This window comes from Halanaerobium sp. DL-01 (assembly GCF_003338615.1).
Taxonomy (GTDB): Bacteria; Bacillota; Halanaerobiia; order Halanaerobiales; family Halanaerobiaceae; genus QPJE01.
Genome location: NZ_QPJN01000002.1, coordinates 79,417 through 103,202 on the forward strand (window position 1 = coordinate 79,417; position 23,786 = coordinate 103,202).

Annotated in this window: 22 protein-coding genes and 1 tRNA gene; 1 reads left to right on the plus strand and 22 read right to left on the minus strand. The window is 35.0% G+C overall.

The window, feature by feature from the left end; translation table 11 throughout:
- Nucleotides 1-48 precede the first annotated feature (48 nt).
- Genes DER71_RS01465 through DER71_RS01475 form a run of 3 tightly spaced genes read right to left on the minus strand, consistent with a single transcriptional unit; the run spans nucleotide 49 to nucleotide 2,072 of the window.
- Nucleotides 49-963, minus strand: a complete 915-nt coding sequence (locus DER71_RS01465; RefSeq protein WP_114457762.1) for a DUF979 domain-containing protein — start codon at nucleotides 961-963, stop codon at nucleotides 49-51.
- The gene (locus DER71_RS01470; protein WP_114457763.1) at nucleotides 963-1,658 is read right to left on the minus strand and encodes a DUF969 domain-containing protein; all 696 of its coding nucleotides are present in this window, start codon (nucleotides 1,656-1,658) and stop codon (nucleotides 963-965) included. Before DER71_RS01470 ends, DER71_RS01465 begins: the two co-directional genes overlap by 1 nt.
- A 30-nt stretch (nucleotides 1,659-1,688) precedes the next feature.
- On the minus strand, nucleotides 1,689-2,072 hold the full coding sequence (locus tag DER71_RS01475; protein ID WP_114457764.1) for a VOC family protein: 384 nt from the start codon (nucleotides 2,070-2,072) through the stop codon (nucleotides 1,689-1,691).
- 316 nt (nucleotides 2,073-2,388) lie between these two features.
- On the opposite strand from DER71_RS01475, the gene DER71_RS01480 reads away from it, so the two are divergent.
- Nucleotides 2,389-2,913 carry a rubredoxin-like domain-containing protein gene (locus DER71_RS01480; protein WP_199505554.1) on the plus strand — a complete coding sequence of 175 codons (525 nt, stop codon included), beginning with the start codon at nucleotides 2,389-2,391 and terminating at the stop codon, nucleotides 2,911-2,913.
- An 88-nt stretch (nucleotides 2,914-3,001) separates the two neighbouring features.
- Here DER71_RS01480 and pyrE read toward each other — a convergent pair whose 3' ends face one another.
- From pyrE to DER71_RS01570, 19 genes are all read right to left on the minus strand, one after another.
- Nucleotides 3,002-3,571: an orotate phosphoribosyltransferase gene (gene pyrE / locus DER71_RS01485; RefSeq protein ID WP_114457765.1), complete on the minus strand. Its 570-nt coding sequence runs from the start codon at nucleotides 3,569-3,571 to the stop codon at nucleotides 3,002-3,004.
- 186 nt (nucleotides 3,572-3,757) lie between these two features.
- On the minus strand, nucleotides 3,758-4,693 hold the full coding sequence (locus DER71_RS01490; protein ID WP_114474213.1) for a dihydroorotate dehydrogenase: 936 nt from the start codon (nucleotides 4,691-4,693) through the stop codon (nucleotides 3,758-3,760).
- Entirely contained in the window at nucleotides 4,686-5,453 is a 768-nt protein-coding gene (locus DER71_RS01495; protein WP_114457767.1) for a dihydroorotate dehydrogenase electron transfer subunit, read from the minus strand. The genes DER71_RS01490 and DER71_RS01495 overlap by 8 nt, the downstream gene beginning before the upstream one ends.
- A 90-nt stretch (nucleotides 5,454-5,543) precedes the next feature.
- The gene (pyrF, locus tag DER71_RS01500) at nucleotides 5,544-6,449 is read right to left on the minus strand and encodes an orotidine-5'-phosphate decarboxylase (protein ID WP_114457768.1); all 906 of its coding nucleotides are present in this window, start codon (nucleotides 6,447-6,449) and stop codon (nucleotides 5,544-5,546) included.
- The gene (locus DER71_RS01505) at nucleotides 6,433-7,749 is read right to left on the minus strand and encodes a dihydroorotase (RefSeq protein ID WP_114457769.1); all 1,317 of its coding nucleotides are present in this window, start codon (nucleotides 7,747-7,749) and stop codon (nucleotides 6,433-6,435) included. Before DER71_RS01505 ends, pyrF begins: the two co-directional genes overlap by 17 nt.
- The gene (locus DER71_RS01510; protein WP_114474214.1) at nucleotides 7,733-8,674 is read right to left on the minus strand and encodes an aspartate carbamoyltransferase catalytic subunit; all 942 of its coding nucleotides are present in this window, start codon (nucleotides 8,672-8,674) and stop codon (nucleotides 7,733-7,735) included. Before DER71_RS01510 ends, DER71_RS01505 begins: the two co-directional genes overlap by 17 nt.
- A 58-nt stretch (nucleotides 8,675-8,732) precedes the next feature.
- Nucleotides 8,733-10,037, minus strand: a complete 1,305-nt coding sequence (locus DER71_RS01515) for a uracil-xanthine permease family protein (RefSeq protein ID WP_114474215.1) — start codon at nucleotides 10,035-10,037, stop codon at nucleotides 8,733-8,735.
- A gap of 128 nt (nucleotides 10,038-10,165) precedes the next feature.
- Complete coding sequence (gene pyrR, locus DER71_RS01520; RefSeq protein WP_114457772.1) at nucleotides 10,166-10,717, minus strand: bifunctional pyr operon transcriptional regulator/uracil phosphoribosyltransferase PyrR; 552 nt, start codon at nucleotides 10,715-10,717, stop codon at nucleotides 10,166-10,168.
- 336 nt (nucleotides 10,718-11,053) lie between these two features.
- Nucleotides 11,054-12,766 (minus strand): NADH-dependent [FeFe] hydrogenase, group A6, encoded by a 1,713-nt coding sequence (locus DER71_RS01525; protein WP_114474216.1) that lies wholly within the window; start codon nucleotides 12,764-12,766, stop codon nucleotides 11,054-11,056.
- Entirely contained in the window at nucleotides 12,766-15,846 is a 3,081-nt protein-coding gene (gene nuoF / locus DER71_RS01530; protein WP_199505631.1) for an NADH-quinone oxidoreductase subunit NuoF, read from the minus strand. Before nuoF ends, DER71_RS01525 begins: the two co-directional genes overlap by 1 nt.
- A 30-nt stretch (nucleotides 15,847-15,876) precedes the next feature.
- Nucleotides 15,877-16,374 (minus strand): NAD(P)H-dependent oxidoreductase subunit E, encoded by a 498-nt coding sequence (locus DER71_RS01535; protein ID WP_114457774.1) that lies wholly within the window; start codon nucleotides 16,372-16,374, stop codon nucleotides 15,877-15,879.
- Between the two features lie 397 nt (nucleotides 16,375-16,771).
- Nucleotides 16,772-19,327 carry a sigma 54-interacting transcriptional regulator gene (locus tag DER71_RS01540; RefSeq protein ID WP_147269403.1) on the minus strand — a complete coding sequence of 852 codons (2,556 nt, stop codon included), beginning with the start codon at nucleotides 19,325-19,327 and terminating at the stop codon, nucleotides 16,772-16,774.
- A gap of 29 nt (nucleotides 19,328-19,356) precedes the next feature.
- Entirely contained in the window at nucleotides 19,357-19,482 is a 126-nt protein-coding gene (locus tag DER71_RS12320; RefSeq protein WP_255416527.1) for a hypothetical protein, read from the minus strand.
- A 98-nt stretch (nucleotides 19,483-19,580) separates the two neighbouring features.
- Nucleotides 19,581-20,510: a polysaccharide deacetylase family protein gene (locus DER71_RS01545; protein WP_114457776.1), complete on the minus strand. Its 930-nt coding sequence runs from the start codon at nucleotides 20,508-20,510 to the stop codon at nucleotides 19,581-19,583.
- 448 nt (nucleotides 20,511-20,958) lie between these two features.
- Nucleotides 20,959-21,501 (minus strand): macro domain-containing protein, encoded by a 543-nt coding sequence (locus DER71_RS01550; RefSeq protein WP_114457777.1) that lies wholly within the window; start codon nucleotides 21,499-21,501, stop codon nucleotides 20,959-20,961.
- Between the two features lie 132 nt (nucleotides 21,502-21,633).
- Nucleotides 21,634-22,086, minus strand: coding sequence for a universal stress protein (locus DER71_RS01555; protein ID WP_114457778.1), 453 nt, complete (start codon nucleotides 22,084-22,086; stop codon nucleotides 21,634-21,636).
- Nucleotides 22,087-22,410: 324 nt separating this feature from the next.
- Nucleotides 22,411-22,486: transfer RNA gene (locus tag DER71_RS01560), tRNA-Thr, on the minus strand.
- Nucleotides 22,487-22,492: 6 nt separating this feature from the next.
- Nucleotides 22,493-23,326 carry a DegV family protein gene (locus DER71_RS01565; protein ID WP_114457779.1) on the minus strand — a complete coding sequence of 278 codons (834 nt, stop codon included), beginning with the start codon at nucleotides 23,324-23,326 and terminating at the stop codon, nucleotides 22,493-22,495.
- Between the two features lie 157 nt (nucleotides 23,327-23,483).
- Nucleotides 23,484-23,687 carry a cold-shock protein gene (locus DER71_RS01570; RefSeq protein ID WP_114457780.1) on the minus strand — a complete coding sequence of 68 codons (204 nt, stop codon included), beginning with the start codon at nucleotides 23,685-23,687 and terminating at the stop codon, nucleotides 23,484-23,486.
- Nucleotides 23,688-23,786: the final 99 nt, after the last annotated feature.

A 23,786-nucleotide genomic window follows, 5' to 3' on the forward strand; every position in this document is an offset into this window, starting at 1 on the left:
AACACCTCCAAATTAAATTATACAATTAGTTTTTTTATTTGATTTTAGTTAAAAAGCGATCACATACATGAGCACAATGTGAGCTGCCAGAAGAACAATACCAAAAGGTACCTGACTGATTATTACTCTATTCTTATTTTTTGTTTCCAGTATAGCTGCCGGTACAATGTTAAAGTTGGCTGCCATTGGAGTCATCAGTGTTCCACAATATCCGGCTGTTAAAGCCAGTGCACCTGCTGCTGCAGGATCGGCTCCCTGAGAATAGACAAAAGGCATACCAATACCGGCAGTTATTACAGCAAAAGCAGCAAAAGCATTACCCATTATCATAGTAAATACTGCCATACCAATACAGTAAGCTGCTACTCCGGCCAGTATATTACCCTGTGGAATAACTCCAGAAATACCTGCTGCAATTACTTCTCCAACTCCTGCAGCTGCAAAGAGTGAACCCAATGCTGCCAGAAGCTGAGGCAGTATACTTGCAGAACCTACCTGCTGTAGGAGTCTGCTGCCGTCATATGCAATATACCCTACTTCTACTTTTGTCATCATCAGTGCAATTACAGTTGCAGTAATTGCACCAAAACCAAGCCCCACAAGTCCACTTAAAGGTGTAAACTGTGCAACTGCAAAAGCAATTACCGCTATAGACATTGCGGGAACAAAAAGTTTATTTCCAAACTGTTTTGAACGCTCTTCTCTTACACTTTCTTCTGCATTTGTCTGTGAACCAAAATTAACCTGTTTGGTTGCTGTCAGAACTCCCATTACTAAAAGAATTACTCCAATCAGCTGAGCTGGCACATATTTACCAACAATAAATACTAAAGCAAGAAGTGACCAGAAAATAGTTGTTCCTATCCTTGTGGGATGTTTGGAATCTTTAAATGCCATAAAAGCAGTGACTAAAGAAACCAGACCGGCCATAACATATAATCCTTCAAGTAAAATTGCTCCCATTATTGATCACCTCTTCCTGTTTTGTTCTCTTTTTCAGCAAGCCGTTTGGATAATCTGCTGTCCAGCATTCTGTAATATATCAATGCAAATATAAATGCTGTCACTGCTATTGGAATAGATGATTTTGATACAGCAAGTGGTGTAACCTCTACTCCAAGTTCACTTAATGTACCAACAATAAGTAAAACTCCACCTGCGGCGATAAATACATTCTGTCCGAAGAAATTACCAAAGTTTTCTGCAGATGCAGAATAACCTTTTATAATCTCAAGCTCTTCTTCTCCAACTTCTTCAAAATTAATCTCTGCTGCACCTTCTGCCATCGGATAGACAAGTGGTCTGATAAACTGAACATGCCCACCCAATCTCAGTGAAAAAGCTGCTGCCAGTTCTCTAACCAGCATATATGTTGTTAAAACTTTCCCGGTAGTTACTGCCTTAATGCTTTTAATTAATTCGGCAGCTCTTTCTCTTAAACCATATCTTTCCAGTATACCGATAACAGGTAAGGTTACTAAAAATAAAGACATATATCTATTTGCTATAAATGCTTCACCAAGGGTAGAAAGGATCTCATTAAAACTCAATCCTCCTACAAGACCTGTCACAATTCCAGCAGCTAAAACTACAGCTATTGTATCTAATTTAAATATAAATCCGATTAATATAATTACAACACCTATAAGTTTAATCATGATTTTCTCCCTTCTCACAAATATGGTGAATTATTTACCTATAACTTCTACTCTGTAACCATCAGGATCTGTTATAAAATAATAGCCACTAGAACTATCAGAAAGGCTGCGCAGTTCTCCCACGTTATAACCTGCTTCTATGTGCTCTTTGTGAGAGGTTTCCAGATCATCTACAGATACTGCTATATGGCTGTAACCGTTTCCAATAGTATAAGGTTCTTCCTGATCATAATTATAGGTTAGCTCCAGCTCAAAATTTTCTTCAGCATCTGTTAGATAAACAAGTGTAAATTTATCTTCCGGAAAATCTTTCCTTTTTGACTCCTTTAAATTAAAGGCTCCTTTATAAAAATCAAGAGATTTTTCCAAATCCATTACCCTAATACATGAATGGATAAAATTATATTCCTGCATATTCTACACCCCCTTGTATATTTTTTTTTCTTACTTTATAATAATACAATTTCTCCAATAAAAATGCAAATGAAGTAATTTGGAAGTTAGCTCATCTGAATATTTTTTATTTATTAAGAAAAAATTAAGAAAGATAAATTTTGAAAATAAATTTTTTTCAGAGTTTAAAAAAAGCAGGATAATAAAATATTACAGAGAATATTTTATATAAAGAATATTTTATTTTAATTTGCTTTAATATTTTACATATTTTAAAGATCTTTATTTTGGAATAAATCTTAAATGGTCTTTAATTTAAATTTCTAATGATGGGGAGGTGATTTTTATTAAACCGTGGAGATGTCAAATTTGTGGAGAAACATATTTCGGCAGTGAAGCTGCTGACCGCTGTCCTTTCTGTGGTGCTGATGGTGAAAATCTAAAAGCTGCTGCTCATTATCTTGATTATGGTGTTGTAGAAATGAGTGAACAGAGCCGCAAAGACTGTTTACATGCACTTGAACTGGAAAATGATAATACGGTTTTTTACGGCAAATGTGCAGAAGCTGCTGAAAATCAGGTATCAGAATCTATTTTTAAGCGGCTTAAAAAACAGGAAGCCGAACATGCTTCGCTGCTGGAGGATATGCTGGGTATTGAAACTGATGAACTTCCTGATCCGGATATTCCTGATAATGATTATGATCGCTTTGAAGAGGCAAATAAGCATGAAAAAAGAGCGATCGATTTTTATCTTAAAGCTGCCAGAAGAGCACCTGAATTAAGAGTTCAGCAGATATTTAGAGCTCTTTCCGATATTGAAATTGAACATCTGACAATGGCAAATTCTTTTAAGGCTTAGATTAAAAAAGGGGGAGCTCCCCCTTTTTTAATTTTATTATTTGATCTTTATGATCTTTATTTGAGTAATTTTTATTATAATATAGTTTTTAAGCTCTGCTTCCCGGTCTTGTCACTGGAATTCCTTTTTGACAGAGTTCACACTCATTAGCCTTGTAGGATTTTATATCTACCTTAAGCAGTGGCTTAAACTGGTATTTAAAATCTGCATTTCCAGAACTTCTGTCTATTATAGAGCTTATTCCTACTATATCTGCCTTTTTTTCTTCCATCAATTCTATAACTTCTTTTACTGACCCACCTGTTGTGACTACATCTTCTACAATTAAAACTTTTTCTCCTTTTTTAATATCAAACCCTCTTCTGAGCTGCATACTGCCGTTTTTTCTCTCACTAAAAAGTGACCTGACTCCAATCTGTTCTGCAGCAGCATATGAGAGTACCACTCCACCTAATGCAGGCCCTATAACAACATCTATCTCAGTATCTTTCCATTTTTCTGCTATTTCTCCAGCAAGTTTTGCTGCATATTCTGGATATTGTAGTACTTTTGCACACTGCATATAGATATTTGCATGTCTGCCTGAAGTCAGCACAAAATGACCTTCCTGGATTACACCTGTTTCTTTCAGCATTTTTTCTATTTCTTCTCTTTTCATGATTTTTATTCCCTCCTTCAATTTCGGTTTCAGCTCAGATATATACTTTAACCACTCATTTTATTAGAGATTATTAATACCTATTTTCTAAAACCGAAATAAACTTTTCCGATTTATTTATTGGTTCTCCCACAAAAAGGTTATTTGCGTCTCTAATTCATTTACATTAAAAAATAATTTATGATTTCAAATATGTGCTTTTCCAATCAAAGAACTGAGTCTTTTAATATTGTGTTTTTTAAGATAATCTTTTATTTCTCCAATTATTCTCAGAGCAGCATCTGCTTCTATCATATTAATTGTTCCAATTCCTGCTGCTGATGCACCGGCAAGCATAAATTCTATTACATCTCTTCCATTTCTTATACCACCTATTCCTATAATGGGAATATTAATTTTTTTGAATGTATCATATACCATTTTTACTGCTGCCGGTCTAATGGCTGGCCCGGAAAGTCCGCCTGTAAGGCTGCCGAGAAGTGGTTTCTGCTTATCTATATCTATTTTCATTGCAGAAATAGTATTGATCATGGACACACAATCTGCTCCACCTGACTCTGCGGCCTCAGCAATTTCAGTTATGTCTGTAATATTTGGAGTCAGCTTTACAATCAATAATTTATCATAAATTTTTCTGACTTTTTTTGTTATACTGTATACTGTTTTCGGATCTGTTCCAAAAGCCAGACCACCACCTTCAATATTAGGACAGGATAAATTTACTTCCACTCCTGCAATTTCTTTTCTACCACACAGTTTTTCTGCCAGTTCTAAAAATTCTGCTTCAGAATAACCTGATATATTGCAGAAAAAAGGAAGCCTGTATTCTGCTATTTCTGGTATTGTTTTTTTTATAAACTGATCTATACCCGGATTTTCCAGCCCAATGGAATTTATTATTCCCGAAGGCGTTTCTGCTATACGGGGAGATTTATTTCCTTTTCTGGGGCTTACTGTAATACCTTTTAGTGTAAATGCTCCCAGTTTGTTGATATCAAAATAATTGTCTAATTCTTTTCCATTTCCACAGGTTCCGGAAGCAGTAATTAAAGGATTTTTTAGCTTTAAACCTGCTAAGTCTATACTCAGATCAAATTTTTCTGATGCATTTTTTTCAGGCATTTAAAACTACTTCTCCCAGTGTAAAAACCGGTCCATCCACACAGCTTCTTTTATTACCTTCTGTTGTTTCACAGCTGCAGGAAAGACAGACTCCTATTCCACATCCCATTCTTCTCTCAATTGAAAGCTGGCCCTGTATACTGCTTTTTAAACATTCTTTTTCTACTGCAGAGAGCATTTTTTCTGGCCCACAGGTATAGACAAAAAGAGGTTTTTCCTGATCAAGATAATTCATCCATAATACAAGTACAGAACCTTTAATTTCCATTTTTTCTGTCATAGCTGCCCTATGAATTTCAACATTCATTTTTTTGAATCTTTTTGTAAAAAACTCAAGTTCATCTGAATTTTCAGCTCCCAGAAAAACTTTTTTCTCTCCTTTTTCCAAAGTTCTGGCAAGGTAATGCAGGGGTACTATTCCCATACCACCTCCAACAAGATGTATTAATCCACTTCTTTTTTCTGTTGAAAATGGATTGCCCAGTGGTCCTATAACATCAAGTTTTTCACCTGCTTTATATTTGCTTAAAATTTCGGTACCTCTGCCGACTTTTCTATAAACAAGCTCAAGAATATTCTGATCTTCATCAAAGTCAAAAACGCTAAAAGGTCTCCTCAAAAGTGGATCAGTACTGAGTTTTCTGCTGATTTTAACATTAAAGAACTGACCTGGTTTTGGCTGTTCGGATAGTTCATCACACTTTAAAACTAGATAAAAGATATCCGGTCCAACTTCTTTATTCTTTAGTATTTCAAACATTTTTTTCACCCCAGTTTTGGTTTTGAGTTTTAGGTGCCTCTTCTTATTTTGGTGTCAGGCATCAATCAACACCTATCAAATTTTTGTAAATTAACTGAGTGCTTTGTTAATTTCTTCTTTCATATCAGATGCTGCAGCTCTTGCTGCTTTAGCATAATTTTCTGCTCCAAAATGAGCATATTTTTCTCTTCTGAAGGCAAAATCTATACCCCGCGAGGAATTAATTACAGCTCCTCTGCCGTCAGTATCAAAAGCAGCTTTAATATCTTCTGTTTTCCCACCCTGTGCTCCAAAGCCGGGTATCAAAAAAAATACTGATTCCAGCTGTGCTCTAATTTCTTTAAGTTCTTTTGGATAGGTTGCTCCCACAACTGCCGCAAGATTAGAATATCCACAGTTTCCTGTGTAATCACTGCCCAGCTTTTTTAGTAAATCTCCTACAGCCTGATACACTTTTCTACCATCATTTAGTTTAAGATCCTGAAGGTCACCTGCAGATGGATTGGAGGTTTTAATCAGAGCAAAAGCTCCTCTTTCTTTGTTTTCCAGAAAAGGAAGAATGCCATCTCTTCCGAGATATGGATTTATTGTAATTGCATCTACTGAAGTTTTCTTATTTTGCAGATATGCCTGTGCATATGCAATAGCAGTTGAGCCAATATCATTTCTCTTCCCATCCATTATAACAATCAGCCCTCTGCTTTTAGCATATTCTACAGTCTGCCAGAGGCAGGTGATTCCATCAGCTCCCATTTTTTCGTAAAAAGCCATCTGTGGTTTTACAGCTGCTGTCATATCGGCAACCGCATCGATTAAATTTTTATTGAATTTCAGCACTGCTGCAGCTGTTTCTTTTTGATTTGATTCCAAATCTTTCCTGATTTCTGCTGCCAGAAGGTGTTCAGGAAGTAAATTTAAGTGTGGATCAAGTCCAACACATATTCTCGAGTTCTTTTCTTCTATTTTTTCTACCAGCTTATCAATAAAGTATTTCATCTTTTCCACCTCTATCATCATAAACAATTTTTCCTTCAACTATAGTGATTTCATTTTTGCCGCTTAATTCAAAACCTGCAAAAGGAGTGTTTTTCCCTTTTGATTTAAGTTTTTCTTTCTCCACTGTCCAACTGTTATTAGGATTAAATACTGTTATATCAGCACAGGATCCGGCCTTTAAACCTTCTACCTCAAGTCTCAATATTCGCGCCGGATTTACATACATCAGTTTTACGAGTTCATTCCATCCTATCAATCCTGTTTTTATAAAGTTTTCGTATATAAGTGAAACTGCTGTTTCTAATCCTGATATCCCAAAAGCAGCCTGATCATATTCTCCCAGTTTATCTTCATAAGTATGTGGAGCATGGTCTGTTGCAACTGCATCAATTTCTCCTTCTGACAGAGCCTGTTTTAAAGCTTCCACATCTTTTTTTGATCTCAGTGGTGGATTAACTTTTGTATCTGTATTATAATCCTTAACGGCTTTATCGGTCAGTATTAAATGATGTGGTGTAACTTCACAGGTAACATTAACACCTCTTTTGCGGGCATCTCTTACTAAACTCAGGCTTCCTTCTGTACTCATATGGCAGATATGGAGGTGAATTCTGGTCATTTCAGCCAGTATAATATCTCTTGCTACCATAACTTCTTCAGATGCTTTTGGTATTGGGGTTAATCCAAATAGTGTTGAATAATATCCTTCACCCATTACTCCATCACCGCTCAGATTTAAATCTTCACAGTGACTTAATATTGGTAAATCAAATGCCCTGGCATATTCCATGGCTCTCCTCATTATTTCCGAATTCATTACCGGCTGACCATCATCTGATAATGCCTTAACTCCTGCTTTTGCAAGTGTTCCAATTTCTGCTAATGTTTTTCCTTCACTTTTTTTGGTGATACTGCCAACAGAATATACTTTTACTGCTGATCTGGTTGATTTTAATTTAAGATGTTCTACAACTGCAGGATTATCTGCTACCGGATTGGAATTTGGCATTGCAGTTACTGCAGCAAATCCACCTGCAGCTGCCGCTTCACAGCCGGTTTTAATTGTTTCTTTTTCTTCATATCCCGGTTCTCTCAAATGAGTGTGCATATCAATTAAACCCGGAGTTATAATTCTTCCTCCTGCATTGATAATTTCTATAGAGCTATCTGTAGTTAATCCGGGAATTTTTATTTCTTCTGCAATTTCTTCAATCCTTCCATCTTTGATTAATATATCATATTTACCGTCAAGATTATTTTTTGGGTCTACTGTTCTTCCATTTTTAATCAATATCTTCATTTTTTATCTCCCTCCCGGCAAGTAAGTAAAGCAGAGCCATCCGGATTGCTACACCGTTTTTTACCTGTTCAGTTATAACAGACTGACTGCTGTCTGCAACACTGCTTTCAATTTCTATACCTCTGTTCATAGGTCCAGGATGCATTACAAGTAGATCTTTTCCGGCTTTTTTAAGTCTTTCTTTATTCATTCCATAGAGTTCCCTGTATTCTCTTATAGATGGAAATAATCCACTCTCCTGTCTTTCCATCTGTATTCTTAAAATATTTACTACATCTGCACCTTCTAAGGCCTTATCCAGATTTGAATAAACTTTAACACCCATTTTCTCTATTTCTGTTGGAATTAAAGTCAAAGGGCCGACAACACTCACCTCTGCTCCCATCTTCTTTAATCCCCATATATTTGATCTTGCCACCCGGCTGTGGGCAATATCTCCTACAATCAGAACCTTCAGTCCTGCAAGTCTGCCCAGCTTTTCTCTGATAGTATACATATCCAGCAGTGCCTGTGTTGGGTGAGAATGTGCTCCATCTCCTGCATTTAACACTGCAGCACTAATATTTTCTGCCAGAAATTTAGCTGCTCCCGGACTGCTGTGCCTTACTACAACAACATCTGAACCCATAACTTCCATCGTTTTAGCTGTATCCAGCAGACTTTCACCTTTTGTTATACTGCTGGTTGATTTAGAAATACTCATTACATCTGCACTAAGCCTTTTAGCAGCCAGATTAAAAGAAAATTTTGTTCTTGTGCTCGGCTCATAAAAAAGATTTATTACAGTTTTTCCTCTTAATGTGGGAACTTTTTTTACAGATCTTGTTAAAATATCTTTCATTGCTCTGGCAGTATTTAAAATCTCTTCAATTTCTTCTGCATCAGTATCATAAAGGACCAAAAAATCTTTTTTGGTCAGTGTCATTTCATAACCTCCCTAAAGTTTTATTCAAAAAAAGGACCGCATCAGCGGCCCTGTATAATTAATTTGCTTCATAACTCAATTCTGATTTAATTTTTAGATTGTCTTTTTCTACTTTTTCAGCTGATGCATTTTTCTTTTCAGCATCAGGCAGTATCAGGTTCATTATTATACCGACCAGTGCAGCAAGTCCCATACCAGCAAAATCAAGTCCTGCAATCGAAATGGTCAGATTACTTATACCTACAAGCAGAGTTACAGATACTATAACCAAATTTCTGTTTTTTGAAAGATCTACCTTGTTTTCGACAAGGGTTCTCAATCCAATTGAAGCTATCATACCAAAAAGCAGAAACACTATTCCACCCATTACTGGAACAGGTATTGTTCTAATTACTGCTCCAAGCTTCTGAACAAAACTGCTTAGGATTACTATGACAGCTGTCATCTGTATTATAAAAGGGTTATAAACTTTTGTTATTGCCAGTACTCCTACATTTTCTCCATATGTTGTGTTTGGTGGGCCGCCAAAAAGTCCGGCCATAAGTGTTGCAATACCATCACCCAGCAGTGTTCTGTGCAGACCTGGATCTTCTATATAGTCATTTTTAGTTGTACTGCTTATTGCTAAAATATCTCCTAAATGTTCAACCATTGTGACAAGTGCTATTGGTGCTATAAGTGTAATAGCTTTTAAATTTCCATTTATCTGGGGAAGCGCAAATTTGGGAAATGCTATCCAGGATGCTTCCATTACAGGAGTAAAGTCAACCAAACCCATAAATGCCGCAAATATATATCCACCTATTATTCCTAAGAGTATTGGAATTACTTTTACTATTCCTTTTGCAAAAACACTAATGGCAACTGCTATAGAAAGAGTTACAAATGCTGTTAAAAGATGTTCTGAAGCCATACCTTTAGCAGTGGGAGCCAGACCCAATCCAATGGTAATTATTACAGGACCGACAACAACCGGAGGAAGCAGTTTGCGGAAAAAATCTGTCCCTACATATTTTATCACTACCGACATAATAGAATAAACAATACCGACAGTTATAATACCAAGCATTGCTCCATCGGTTCCAAACTGACTTTTGGCTGCAATAATCGGTGCGATAAATGCAAATGAAGAACCGAGATAAGCTGGAACTTTACCCCCTGTTATAAAGTGAAAAATAAGTGTACCAAGTCCTGATGTAAATAATGCCACTGCTGGGCTTAAACCTGTCAGTGATGGAACCAGAACGGTTGAACCAAACATTGCAAACATATGCTGTAAGGCGAGAATAAATCTTTCGTTATTCTTAATACCATCTTTGTTAAGATTTTCAAGGTTTTCCTGTGTTTGTTTTATTAAACTCATCTTATACCTCCCTTATTAATTTAAAAAACTTCTCACCAGACAGCTGATAAGAAGTTAGCTACTCTCTAAGAGGTATAAAAACCTTAGAGCTCCTTATCAGCCTCTCTGGACCGATTTAAAGGACTTATTTATTCTTTTTCTAATAATAAAATTGAATCTTCTCCATCTATTTCTTTAAGATTGACACTAACAACTTCGGAAAGTGAAGTAGGTAAATTTTTGCCGACAAAATCTGCTCTAATGGGAAGTTCTCTATGGCCGCGGTCAACCATAATAGCCAGCTGAATCTGTCTTGGCCTGCCCAGATCTATTAAAGCATCCAGCGCAGCTCTAACAGTTCTTCCTGTAAAAAGAACATCATCTACAAGTACAACCTTTTTATTGCTGATGTCAAACGGAATCTCTGTTCTGTGAACAATCGGCTGCTGAGATACAGTAGAAAGGTCATCTCTGTAAAGTGTTATATCCAATATACCTGTCTTCACCTCAACATCTTCTATCTTTTTAATCTTCCCGGCCAGTCGATTTGCCAGAGGAACACCTCTTGTCCTAATTCCAATCAAAACCAGATCATCTGTTCCTTTATTTTTCTCAAGTATTTCGTGAGCGATTCTGGTTATAGCTCTATCCATACCGGATGAATCCATTATTTCCTTTTTTACTTTCATTCCTTCTTCCATTCAGAATGCTACCCCCTTTCTACAAGGTCCTGCAGCAATTACTGCATAAAAAAACCTTCTTACAGCCAGTAAGAAGGTACAATTATATCTCTTTCCCTTACTAGCCTCTCTGGACTAATTTAAAAGGACCTCTTTTTTTATTTGATTTAACTATAACAGAAATTAATCTTTAAGTCAAGCAGTTTGATAAAATTTAAAAAGGTCTGAAGAAACACATATCTTCAGACCTCTGCTGTAGTATTTATAATTTCACTTATAACCAGAACATATATTTTACCTACAGTAAGTACACACATATTTCACTTATATAGCTGCATATATAGTTTATTGAACAGATTATATACCTCTATAAATATAAGTTGTATGCAGAAGTTCATGTGCTTTGTGGCTGCCGGGTTCTTCAAAATATTCTTCATATATTTTCTTTATATATGGATTTTCATGTGATTTTCTGTATTTTTTACTGCTGTCTATTTCGTATATTGCATCCATGCGTCTTTTAAGAACATCTTCTGTAGCTGGAAGCGGCTGTCCACCTCCACCAAGACATCCGCCCGGGCAGGCCATAAATTCTACAAAATGAAATTCTTCTCCTTCTTTAATCATTTCCATTATTTTGCGTGCATTACTCAAGCCATTTGCAACTGCCACTTTTAAATTTAAATCTCCTATCTGCACAGAAGTTTTTTTAATACCATCAAAACCTCTAACTTCTGTAAAGTCCAGCTGTTTTAGCTCTTCACCTGTTATTATCTCATAGGCTGTCCTGAGGCCAGCTTCCATAACTCCACCTGTACTGCCGAATATAGCTCCCGCTCCAGAAGATACTCCCAGCAGCTGATCGTGTTCTTCCTCTTTGAGTTCATTGGCATTAAAACCTGCTTCATTAATCATTCTTGCCAGTTCTCTGGTTGTTAGAACATAATCTACTTCACCTTCCATTTCAGGCCGCTGAGCTTCGTATTTTTTTGCAGTACACGGCATAATGGAAACAACTACCAGGTTTTCAGGATTTATATTTTCTTTTTCTGCATAATAACTGTTGGCAACAGCACCAAACATCTGCTGTGGAGATTTGCAGGAAGATAAATTATCCAGATATTCAGGATAATAATGTTCAATAAATTTTATCCACCCAGGACTGCAGGAAGTAAAGAGGGGCAGCTTGCCGCCATCTTTAATTCTTTTAATAAGTTCTGTGCCTTCTTCCATAATAGTCAGATCAGCGGTAAAGTTTGTATCAAATACTCTATCAAAACCCAGTTTTCTCAAGGCAGCAACCATCTGACCTGTAAATATAGTACCAGGCTTATTGCCAAATGCTTCAGATAATGCCACCCTTACTGCTGGAGCTGTCTGTACAACAACATGTTTGTCTGGATCTGCAATTGCAGCCCATACTTCATCTATATATTCGACTTCTGTAATAGCACCAGTTGGACAGACAAGTGAACACTGTCCACACATTACACATGGACTTTCGGCCAAGTTATCATAAAATGCCGTATCTATTACTGTGTCAAATCCTCTTCCTTCTGCCATTATTGCTCTTACAGATTGAACTTCTCTGCATACATTTTCACAGCGGCGGCAGAGAATACATTTTTCTGAATCACGAAAAAGTGATGGAGTAGAGTCATCTACTGCAAATGAGCTTTTTTTACCTTCAAATCTATTTTCTCTAACTTTTAGCTTTTCTGCTATCTTTCTCAGTTCACAATCTTCATTTTTAAGACAGGTAGGACAATCTATTTTATGATTTGACAAAAGAAATTCCAGATTGAGTTTTCTAGTATTTCTTACCCTGGAAGTATTTGTTTTAATTTTCATTCCATCAGAAACAGGTGTAATACAGGAAGCTGCCAGTTTGCCTGTATTCTCTATTTCTACTAAACATAACCTACAGGCCCCAATTTCATTAATATCTTTTAAATAACAAAGAGTCGGTATATCTTTGCCTGCTTCCTGTGCTGCTTCCAGTACTGTCATTTCTGGATCTACAGAATATTCATCATCATTTATCCAGATTGTAACTTTATCTCCATTCATTATAATACCTCCTCTTTCTCTTCTACATCACAGCGAAGACATCTGCTTGCCTCTTCAACTGCCTGATCTGCAGAATATCCTTTTTCTACTTCTGTAAATCCTTTTTTTCTTTCTGAAAGTAGTATTGTCGGCATTTTTATCCTTGGCTTTTCCTCTTCTATAATCGGGGCAGTCAGCTTTCTTTCTCTTTCTGCTTTTTCTACTACTTGGCCATCTCCTCCGAGATATTTATCTATTGATGCTGCTGCTTCTTTTCCCTGCTGAATAGATTCTATAACTGTTGATGGACCTGTTACACAGTCTCCACCGGCAAATATCCAGGGAATATTTGTGCGGTGAGCGCTGTCAACCGATATTAGAGTTTCATTTTCCAGTTCGATTTTAAATTTTCCACTATTAAACTCATCTTCCACACTCTGTCCAACTGCAGAAATTACAACATCTGTTTTTAAAGTATAATTTGAGCCTTCAATCTCCACTGGTTTTCTTCTTCCGCTTTCATCAAATTTTCCTCCTGAAATTTTTATACATTCTAATGATTTTACTTTCCCATTTTCTCCTATTATTTTCACAGGATTAACCTGTGTATATATATTCACTTTTTCATATTCTGCTTCTTCTATTTCTTCTCTGTGTGCTGGCATATCTTCTTTTGTTCTTCGGTAGATAATATTTACTTCTTCTGCTCCAAGGCGCACAAGATTACGCGCCACATCTATTGCTGCATTACCTCCACCAATGACAGATACCTTTTTGCCTTTCATATCAATTTCTGTGTCATTATTAATATCTCTCAGCATCTGAAGTGCGGAATATACTCCCTCAAGATCTTCTCCTTCTATACCTAAATTTCTATCTTTTTGTGCACCTACAGCCATATATACTGCCCAGTACCCTTCATCTTTTAAATCTTCTAATTTAATATCTTCACCTATTTTAGTATCTACAGATATCTCTACTCCCATAGTTGTTAATACTGCTATTTCTTCATTTAACAGTTTTTTAGGGAGCCGATATTCCGGAATACCAAGGGCCAGCATTCCTCCTACCTCAGATTCTGCTTCAAAAATGGTAACCTGATAACCTTTTTTACGCAGGTAAAATGCTGCTGTAAGTCCTGATGGCCCTGATCCAACAACTGCTATTTTTTTATCTTTTTCTTCTTTTATTTCTGGTGTCGGAAAATTGCCTTCTTTTTCTAACAGATAATCACTTACAAAACGCTTCAATTCTCTAATTGCAAGCGGCTCATCCATTGATCCCCTGTTGCATGATTTTTCGCAAAGATTATAGCACACTCGGCCGCATACTAAGACAAGTGGATTTTCCTCTTGAACTACTTTGTATGCTTCTTTGTATTTTCCCTGCCTAATTAAATCTATATAAATTGGAATATCTACATTTGCAGGACATGCATTCTGACATGGAGAATTAAATAGTGCTGCACAGACAGATGAACTGCAGTGCTTATTTTTAATATGATCTATATATTCATCTTTAAAATATCTTATAGTACTCAATACCGGATTGGGAGCTGTCTGGCCCAATCCACAAAAGGAAGAATCTTTTATTTTTTCTCCCATTTCTGTAAGCAGTTTGAGATCTTCCATACTCCCTTTACCAACTGCAATTTTATTAAGAATTTCCAGCATTCTTGTTGTACCTATTCTGCAGGGAGTACACTGGCCACATGACTCATCTTTGCAGAAATCTATAAAATATTTTGCAAGATCTACCATACATGTCTGATCATCCATAATTATCATTCCACCTGACCCCATAATTGTACCCAGCTCCTGCAGAGAATCGTAATCAATTGGTACATTCAGGTGCTGAATGGGAATACATCCTCCTGATGGTCCACCGGTTTGAGCTGCTTTGAAATTACCATCATTCTCCAGACCACCACCAATATCAAAAATTACTTCTCCCACTTTTGTCCCCATCGGAACTTCTACCAGACCATTATTTTCGATTTTCCCGGCCAGCGCAAATACCTTTGTGCCAGAACTTTTTTCAGTTCCTATTTTATTAAACCATTCACTGCCATTTCTAATAATTTCTCCTACATTTGCCAGTGTTTCTACGTTATTTATAACTGTTGGCTTGTACCACAGTCCAGAATCAGCAGGAAATGGAGGTTTTGCTCTCGGCTCTCCACGTCTTCCTTCAATAGACGCAATAAGTGCAGTTTCTTCTCCACAGACAAAAGCTCCAGCTCCAAGGCGAATATCTATTTTAAAGGTAAAATCTGAACCGAAAATATTATCACCTAAAACTCCCAGGTCTTCTGCATCTTTTATTGCTCTTTTGAGGCGTTTAATAGCCAGCGGATATTCTGCTCTGCAGTAAATATATCCCTGCTCAGCACCTACAGCATAACCAGCTATAGCCATTCCTTCAAGCAGTTTATGTGGGTCACCTTCTAAAATACTTCTATCCATAAATGCTCCAGGATCACCTTCATCTGCATTACATATTACATATTTCTCTGTTCCAGATGCTTCTGCAGCCAGCTTCCACTTTAACCCTGTTGGAAAACCGGCTCCACCCCGGCCGCGCAAATTAGAATTCAATATTTCTTCTCTTACCAGTTTTGGAGAAAGTTTTTCTACTGCCTTACCAAGCCCAAGATAGGCACCATTTGCCAAGGCTTCTTCAATATTTTCTGGATTTATATTCCCACAGTTTTTGAGAACGATTCTTTCCTGTTTTGAAAAAAAATCACCTTCTAAATCTACCAGCCATCTGGAGATAATATTTCCCTCTTTTAGATGCTGTTTTATTATTTCTTTTGTTTTTTCAGAATTAACATTGGCATAAATATATCTTTTATTTTTATCTCTAATTTCCATAAGAGGTTCTTTAGCACAAAACCCTATACATCCAGTATGATCAAGATCAACTTCTTTGTCCAGATTCAGTTTCTTTAATTCTTCTGCAGCTGTATCCCATACTTTTTGTGCACCTGCAGCAAGTCCACAGGTCCCCATACCTATTATTATTCTATAATTCTCATTTTGAGAATATTTATCTGCCATTTCTTTCTGCATAGTTTTTAGTTCATGATATGATACCATTATTTACCTCCTTTTTATATAAAATATGTTTTACATTTCTCCATTCAAATATTTTTCAATAATTCCAACTGCTTTCTCTGGATTTAATAATCCATGTGCTCTACCATTAATTGTCATTACGGGGGCCAGTCCACAGGCACCAAGACAGCGAACTACTTCCAGAGATAATTTTCCATCCTCAGTACTTTCACCGGCAGAAATACCGTATTTATCCTCTATTTTTTCTATTATTTTTTGAGATCCTTTAACATAACAGGCTGTTCCCTTACAGATAGCAATTTGATATTCCCCTTTGGGAAATTCACTAAAATGAGAATAAAAAGAAATAACACTGCTTACATCACCTGGTACTGTATTAAGACTATTGGCAACCTTTTTCTGCAGCTCTTTGGGCAAATAACCAACTAAATTTTGTACTTTATGCAGAACCTCAATTAGTGAAGATGAATCATCTTTATAATTTTTTAGAATATTATCAATCTCTTCTGTTTTTTCCTGCCATTCATTTTTCTTCTCAACAACCTTCATAATTGCCCTCCTTTTTAATAAAATAAAATGTGATATTTTTCTCTAATTTTTGCATTTTTTAGATTTTACAGTATTATCATCTCCTTTTTACCCATAATATAGAGAAATATTTCACAATATTTCTACGTATATAATTATGCATTAATTGTTCCACTTTATTATTTTTCTTTATAAAATCCTACTATCGCGGCCATAAAAGGGATAATTTAAAAAATTAAAATAAATAAATAAAAAAAGAGAGGGTATAAATATCCCTCTCCAATGCAGTACTGCATTAAAAAATATCTGTTTATTGTTAGAAATTAGTTTTTATCTTTAGTGATATACTGCACAATTAAGATTTTTAAAATAATGCACTGCTGCATTGCTCTAATGCGGAAATGCATTATAAACAGTTTTAGCCAAAATATTTATTAAGTTTTCTTACAATAGTTGACTGATTAACTCCCAGCAGTTCTGCCATCTCATATGTTGACCTATCATTTTCTTTAGCCAACATGAGAATTTTTTTCTCCACTTCTTCCACTGCCTCTGTTAAAGGCAAAATCTCTTTTACTTCTATTTTATTTTTTTGTTCTTTTATGTTTATCAATTTTCTAATGTTTTCTCTATCAATTAAGCTTTCTTCTGCAGTTAGAATAAGCCTCTCCAGGATATTATTCAGCTCCCGTACATTACCGGGCCAGTCATATCTCAGCATATAATCTAAACATTCGCGGCTGAAGTTAATATTTTTACTATACTTTTCATTTAAGATTGAGGTGAAATGCTTTATTAGCGGAATTATATCTTCTTTTCTGCTTTTTAGTGGTGGAATCATAATTGGAACAACATTTAATCTGTAAAAAAGATCTTCTCTAAATTCCCCATTTCTCACCATTTTATGCAGATCTCTATTTGTGGCAGCTATCAGCCTAAAATTGACCTTTTTAGACTCTACTCCTCCAATTCTGCTCACTCTGTGTTCCTGAAGTACCTGCAGCAGCTTTGCCTGCATGTTTAAAGGCAGTTCACCTATTTCGTCCAGAAAAAGTGTTCCCTGATCAGCTTCTTCTATAAGTCCGCGTTTACCTTCTTTTCTGGCACCACTAAATGCACCCTTTTCATAACCAAAAAGTTCTGATTCCAGCAGGGTTTCTGGTATAGCAGCACAGTTTATTTTAACAAATTTTACCCTTTCCTCGCTCTGTTCATGAATATATTTGGCCACAACTTCTTTTCCAACTCCAGATTCTCCGGTAATAAGAATGGTGGAATCAGTTTTAGCAATTTTTTGTGCCAGTTTTAGTATATTTTTCATTTCTTCAGATCTGCTGATAATGTGTCCTGGTATATCTTCATCTTTATAATCTGTTTTTTCTATCACCTGATTTAATTCTTTTAAATCCCTTGCATTTATAATTATTTTCTCCAGAACACCGCTGTTAATTACTGGATTTGCTGTCACCAGTAATCTTTTCCCTGTATATGTATTTTGAACTATTGTCATCTCTTTTTCTTCATTTAAACTGAGCAGAGATACTGATGGATATAAAATCCTTTTCTTTTCCAGATAAGATACAGATTTTTCTAAAAGATGCTGTTTTTCCATATTTAGCATTTTAAGATATGCTTCATTTACCTGTTCTACTTTTCCTTTCCTGCTTACAACCATAATACCATCATAAGAAGAGTTTATTATCAGATCCAGTTCTTTATTAATTTCCTGTTCTTTTTTTACTTCTGATCTTTTTTCACTTAAAAGATAGGGAAGACACATATTTACCTCAGCCAACCCCTGACAAACTGCCACTGCTTTATCCCAGCAGGATTTGTAACCACAGGCACCACAGTCCAGAAGATCATCCTCTGTATACTTGTCAGTCTTATTTAAAACTTTCCATATCTCTTTTTCGCCTGGAATACTAACTTTTATTTCCTGTTCTGTAAATTTTTTGCTTAAATCAAGGTCAGCAGCAATTTCCAAATTATATTGAGAAAAATATTTGAATTTTTCTGTATAATTTTCTACAGCTGATTTTTTGCTGTAGTAGTTGCCTTTTTTTAAATCTACACCATCAATACATCCCTCACAAAAAAGAATATCTACAAATTTATAAGAAATTTTTTGATTTAAAAGAAGATCTAAAAGCCCTACAGTATGATTTTCTCCTTCCACATTTATAGATTTTTTTGAGCTGCTGTCTACTGCTTTAAGAAGATTTCCGGCAATAGGAAGATTTCTTGCTTCATAACTTATAACTGTATTGTTTTCATCAGCTTTATGGCTTTGTGTATTATCATTTTTATGATCATCTGCCATATTATCATGTTCTATTTTTAGTTTTTCTCCTAAAGAAAACAGTTCACTAAAAGTAAGTACAGCTGTTGAGCTGTCATTTTGGAATTCAATTTTTTTGGCATGACATGGTCCAACTAACACCAGTTTTGAATCATTATTTTTAATGTGTTTAAAATATTTTTTTAATGCCTGCATAGGAGAAACTATTTTCCCCAAATTATCTATCAGTTCTGGATAATATTTTTCTACCAATGATACAATTACCGGACAGGTAGAACTAATAATAGTCTTTTCTGTCTTCTGTAAAATATTTTTATATTCTTTTTTGATAAGTTCTGCTCCAAAAGACACTTCGTAAATTTCTTTGAATCCAAAACTGTATAAATAATTTCCCCAATCACCGTAAATCCATTCCTTTTTATAAGCCGGAAAACTGGGTGCAAGTCCTATAGAAACATCTTCACTATTTTCCAGCCATTTTTCTACCTGTTTTTCATTACTTATTATTCTTTTTGCTCCCTGTGAACATACTTCCACACATTTCCCGCAGAAAATACACCTTTCTTCCACTACTTCTGCCTGGCCGCCGCTTACCTTTATGGCCTTAACAGGACAGTTGCGTACACATGCATAACATTCATGACAGCGGTCTTTAAGTGTTTCTATAAACAATTTTTTCACCACCCAAAATATATTATCTTCTAGTCTAAATCACTGTAATAGCTGTTTTGGCAGTATACTATTCCTGGAATCATACACCATTCTGGATATTTTTCATTTTCTTTTTCACATGATTTTTCTTCACACCAGGCACAAATTGAAAACATATTTTTACCTCCTAAAATTATTATAACAAAATATTTTTAAATTTTTGAATAAATTTTATCTATTCATTTCTATAGGTGATTTTTCGCTGAAAATGATATCAATTAAAAATTTTATTTAAAGTTGTAATATTGATATCGAGTTTATTGGAATAATCTATTATATGTTTGAGCCTTTTTACACTAAAAAACTCATTTTTAGGATGTCCATATAATATTAAAAGTGCCTTTTCTTCTGCCGTTTTTTCAAGAAGATAATTTAAATCTTTATCTGTTATCAAGTTTTTTTCAAATCCTGTTCCTTTTAAATTATATTTAGAAAAAGGACTTTTATTTAAAAAAGCTTCTGGAAATATTTGTCCTTTTCTATGCCCAGCTCTAGCGGCTGCATAATATTGACTGACATAATCTTGGGCCAGTTTAAAATGCCCATTATAGGGATAAACAAATGTAGAAACTTCAAGTCCCATATCTTTTAAAATATTTTTTGGCTTTAATATCTCATCTTTCATTGAATTATCAGATATCCTGACATAGCTTCCTTCCTTAGGATAATTAAGTTTAAGCGGTAAATCTAATATAATATAATTTTTATTATTTTTTCTTTCTATTTTACTGATTGAGATTTTTTCACCTTTTGAACTATATACATTAAAAATTATGTAATCATATCTTCTATCCATTAAAAAAGAATTTCTGACAGCTATTTCTTTTTCTCCAGAATTTACTTTTTCTTTTATTGAATGAAATATCAGTGCAGTATGATAATGTCCATGTCCGGCAATTTCCCATCCGCTTTCTGAAAGTTTAATTATATCTTCTTCGGTTAAGCGTCCCTTTTCTCCAATTTCTGAAGTATTTACTGCAGCAACAGCAGGAATATTATTTTCCCTATGCACAGGATATGCCAGTTCCATGTCTTCTTTAAACCCATCATCATACATTATTACAAGGGCAGGTAATTTTTCAGCAGAAATATTTAAAGAACAAATGAATGAAATTAAAACTATTAAATAAAATATTTTCTTCAAACCAATCTTCTCCTCCCTATTTATTTATTATCATCTTCTTGACTTTTTCTTTAATACCTGCTTTTAATTCTGTAGTCTATTGTACAAAAAAATGAACAAAAATATTTATATTAATAAATAGAAATCTGCCTGCATAAGTAATAATACAGCAAACGGTTTTTGAATTTCAATATTTATTCTTCTACTGGACTTTCCCCATTTTTTATATACTGCTGCAAAAAGGGGAGATGCAGGAATATTGAAATTTTTAGTCAATGAATCTTAACGAAATGAAGGAAGAAATAGGGTTGAACTGCAGGATGGAGTGAGCTAATCATGAGTCAGGAGGACTCATTGATTAGTGTGCCCTATTTCACACCCGAATTGAGTTTTAGCTAAATCTAAAAATTTCGTTGATGACTAAAGCCCCCTTTTTGCAGCTTGAAAATAAATTTTGGGGAAACTCCTATTATTCTTCTAAATTCAATATTGAATTCATTGTATCTTTATAAATTTTGTAATCTGATCTGCTGAAAAGAACAAATCTGATTTTTTCTATACTCTGTAAGTCTTTTAAACTGCTTTTTACTGTCCGCAGAGCTGTAACTGCTGCCTGTTTAATTGGATATCCAAATGCACCGGTTGATATTGAAGGAAATGCAATTGACTTAATATTATTTTCTTCTGCAATTTTTAAAGCATTTTTATATGTTTTTGCTAAATATTGATCTTCTGGCCTGTCAACTCCATACACAGGTCCCAAACAGTGAATAACATAATCATTATTAAGATCAAATGCGTCTGTAATAACAGCTTCTCCTGTTTTTATGGGAGCAAAATCACGGCACGCCTCAGCCAATTCTGGCCCGGACGCTCTGTGGATAGCTCCAGCCACACCTCCACCTGTTCTGAGCTGAGCATTGGCAGCATTAACTACTGCTTCCACGTCAGGCTGTTTTGTAATATTTCCTTCCGTAATTTCCACAATTACTCCACCAATTTTCTTTTTCACAAATATTCCTCCCTTATTTTAATTATTAAATTATTATCAAAAATCTTTACTATTAAAAAACCTACCAGAAAACATCCTGATAGGTTTAAAACAAACAAAATATTATATTTATATCTATATTCTTATCTGTATTTATTTAACAACAAGTACAGATATTTGCGCGTGACGCACAACTTTATCACTTATACTTCCCAGCAGAAAACGCTTGACTCCACCATGACCTTTATCTGCCATAACAATCATATCAAAATCTTTTTCTTCCGCATAATTACAGATCACATCTGCCGGATTTCCATAACGAATTAATTTCTCTACATCTACTCCGCGTTCTTTAAAATACTGTGCATCTTCTCTTAAAATTTTTTCAGCATTGTATTTAAGTTCCTGCTCTTTTTGTTCCATTAGGTCCTGCAGCGTTTCAATAGGCATCGAGGACGAAACACCACTTAGCGGAGTTGTGACAGCCTCTGAAATTACATTTATCAAAGTCACTTCAGCTCCCAGAGATTCAGCAATGAGGGCACCTTTTTGAGCAGCTTTTTTAGAACTTTCTGAACCATCAACAGCTACCAGGATTTTTTTCATTTTAACCCCTCCTCGTATAATATACTTGCAGGCAGCTGCCTCTTTACTCAAAACTTACTGGTGAACACTAATGGCGAGGCTGCCCATCTCTCAGTTTTTCAGGGACTAAATCTGGTTATCTTTTTTACTCTTGATATCTTACCGTATTACTCTATTAATTACCCCTATATTATTAATTCTATATAAGCAAAAAAATCCCTTTTATCAGTTTTTAAATCTAATAGACTGGGACAAAAATAAAAGCAATTTCTGACACTGAAGTAAAATCGCTGTCAATAATTAAATATGGTCTTTTTATAAGTGATATAATCCCTTTCATATCAATGGAGCCGGTGACAGGAATTGAACCTGCAGCCTGTGGTTTACGATACCACTGCTCTACCAGTTGAGCTACACCGGCTTAATATCAAAAAGCTATTACGACTCCACCTTCATTTGCATAAACAGTACTAATTCCTGCTGTTTTAACTATTACAATATCTCTAAAATTATACAGCTTTTCTGCTTCTTCTTTCAAGTATTCTGCTCTTTCTTCAGCATTACAGTGAGCAATTCCCAATATTTTATCTTCCAGTTTTTTACCTCTTTCCCCGATCATTTCTACCAGCCTTCTAAAAGCTCTTTTGGAACCTCTTACTTTATCAAATAATTCTATAGCCCCTTCATTTCCACCCAGTATTGGTTTTATGCTAAAAAAAGATGCTATTTTGCCTTTAACTTTATTCATACGTCCTGCTTTAATTAAATTATCCAGTGAATCTAAAACAAATAATGTCTCCATTTCTGAAATATATTCTTCTACTTTTGCCACAATATCTCCTGAAGACAGATTTTTTTCTATAAGCTCACCAATTTTAACTGCTATCATAGTTTCACCAGCAGATGCACTTAATGAGTTAAATACATGAATAAATTTGTCTTCAGTTTCATTTAAAAATAACTTCTTTGCCAGTTCGGCATTCTGGTAAGAACTGCTTAATTTACTGGAAATAGTTACTACAAAAATATTATCATGATTTTTATATTCTTCCAGAAAAAGTTCGGGAGAAGGACTTGCAGTTTTAGGGACCTCAGCACTATTTTTCATCTGATTTAATAAATAATCTCTATCCATTTTTTCGTCATCAACTATTGTTCTGTTGTTAACATTTATGGATAAAGGTACTATACTGATATCAAATCTTTTTTTAATTTCTTCTGTTAAGTCACAGCAGCTGTCTACAATGATTTTTGCATTCATTAGATAGATAACCTCCACCTCATAGAATTTTATAAGCAAAATACTGTATTACTTTATATAATTATATCATTATTTATATTTTTCTCAAGTTAAACAAAATTAAACCCCCGACAGTAAAGCCAGGGGCTGATTTCCTAATATTAAAATTTACTGAAAATTATATAACTACAACATTCTCTGCCTGTGGTCCACGATCTCCTTCAACAATTTCGAACTCTACTTCCTGATCTTCTTCCAATGTTTTAAAACCTTCTTGTTGAAGAGCAGAAAAATGCACGAATACATCGTCGCCATCTTCTCTTTCAATAAATCCATAACCCTTTTTCTCATCAAACCATTTTACTTTTCCTGTGTAAACCATATTATTTATCTTCCTCCTAAATTTTAAACCTGGATAAACGAAACTATTTTTTTCTATCCAGCAAATATAATATATCATAATTCGTTAAATAAGTCAAAC

Bases quoted from the DNA above. Each gene is read 5' to 3' on its own strand.
- DER71_RS01465 (WP_114457762.1), bottom strand. From the start codon at position 963: ATGGGAGCAATTTTACTTGAAGGATTATATGTTATGGCCGGTCTGGTT.
- DER71_RS01470 (WP_114457763.1), bottom strand. From the start codon at position 1,658: ATGATTAAACTTATAGGTGTTGTAATTATATTAATCGGATTTATATTT.
- DER71_RS01475 (WP_114457764.1), bottom strand. From the start codon at position 2,072: ATGCAGGAATATAATTTTATCCATTCATGTATTAGGGTAATGGATTTG.
- pyrE (WP_114457765.1), bottom strand. From the start codon at position 3,571: ATGAAAAGAGAAGAAATAGAAAAAATGCTGAAAGAAACAGGTGTAATC.
- DER71_RS01490 (WP_114474213.1), bottom strand. From the start codon at position 4,693: ATGCCTGAAAAAAATGCATCAGAAAAATTTGATCTGAGTATAGACTTA.
- DER71_RS01495 (WP_114457767.1), bottom strand. From the start codon at position 5,453: ATGTTTGAAATACTAAAGAATAAAGAAGTTGGACCGGATATCTTTTAT.
- pyrF (WP_114457768.1), bottom strand. From the start codon at position 6,449: ATGAAATACTTTATTGATAAGCTGGTAGAAAAAATAGAAGAAAAGAAC.
- DER71_RS01505 (WP_114457769.1), bottom strand. From the start codon at position 7,749: ATGAAGATATTGATTAAAAATGGAAGAACAGTAGACCCAAAAAATAAT.
- DER71_RS01510 (WP_114474214.1), bottom strand. From the start codon at position 8,674: ATGACACTGACCAAAAAAGATTTTTTGGTCCTTTATGATACTGATGCA.
- DER71_RS01515 (WP_114474215.1), bottom strand. From the start codon at position 10,037: ATGAGTTTAATAAAACAAACACAGGAAAACCTTGAAAATCTTAACAAA.
- pyrR (WP_114457772.1), bottom strand. From the start codon at position 10,717: ATGGAAGAAGGAATGAAAGTAAAAAAGGAAATAATGGATTCATCCGGT.
- DER71_RS01525 (WP_114474216.1), bottom strand. From the start codon at position 12,766: ATGAATGGAGATAAAGTTACAATCTGGATAAATGATGATGAATATTCT.
- nuoF (WP_199505631.1), bottom strand. From the start codon at position 15,846: ATGGTATCATATCATGAACTAAAAACTATGCAGAAAGAAATGGCAGAT.
- DER71_RS01535 (WP_114457774.1), bottom strand. From the start codon at position 16,374: ATGAAGGTTGTTGAGAAGAAAAATGAATGGCAGGAAAAAACAGAAGAG.
- DER71_RS12320 (WP_255416527.1), bottom strand. From the start codon at position 19,482: ATGTTTTCAATTTGTGCCTGGTGTGAAGAAAAATCATGTGAAAAAGAA.
- DER71_RS01555 (WP_114457778.1), bottom strand. From the start codon at position 22,086: ATGAAAAAAATCCTGGTAGCTGTTGATGGTTCAGAAAGTTCTAAAAAA.
- DER71_RS01565 (WP_114457779.1), bottom strand. From the start codon at position 23,326: ATGAATGCAAAAATCATTGTAGACAGCTGCTGTGACTTAACAGAAGAA.
- DER71_RS01570 (WP_114457780.1), bottom strand. From the start codon at position 23,687: ATGGTTTACACAGGAAAAGTAAAATGGTTTGATGAGAAAAAGGGTTAT.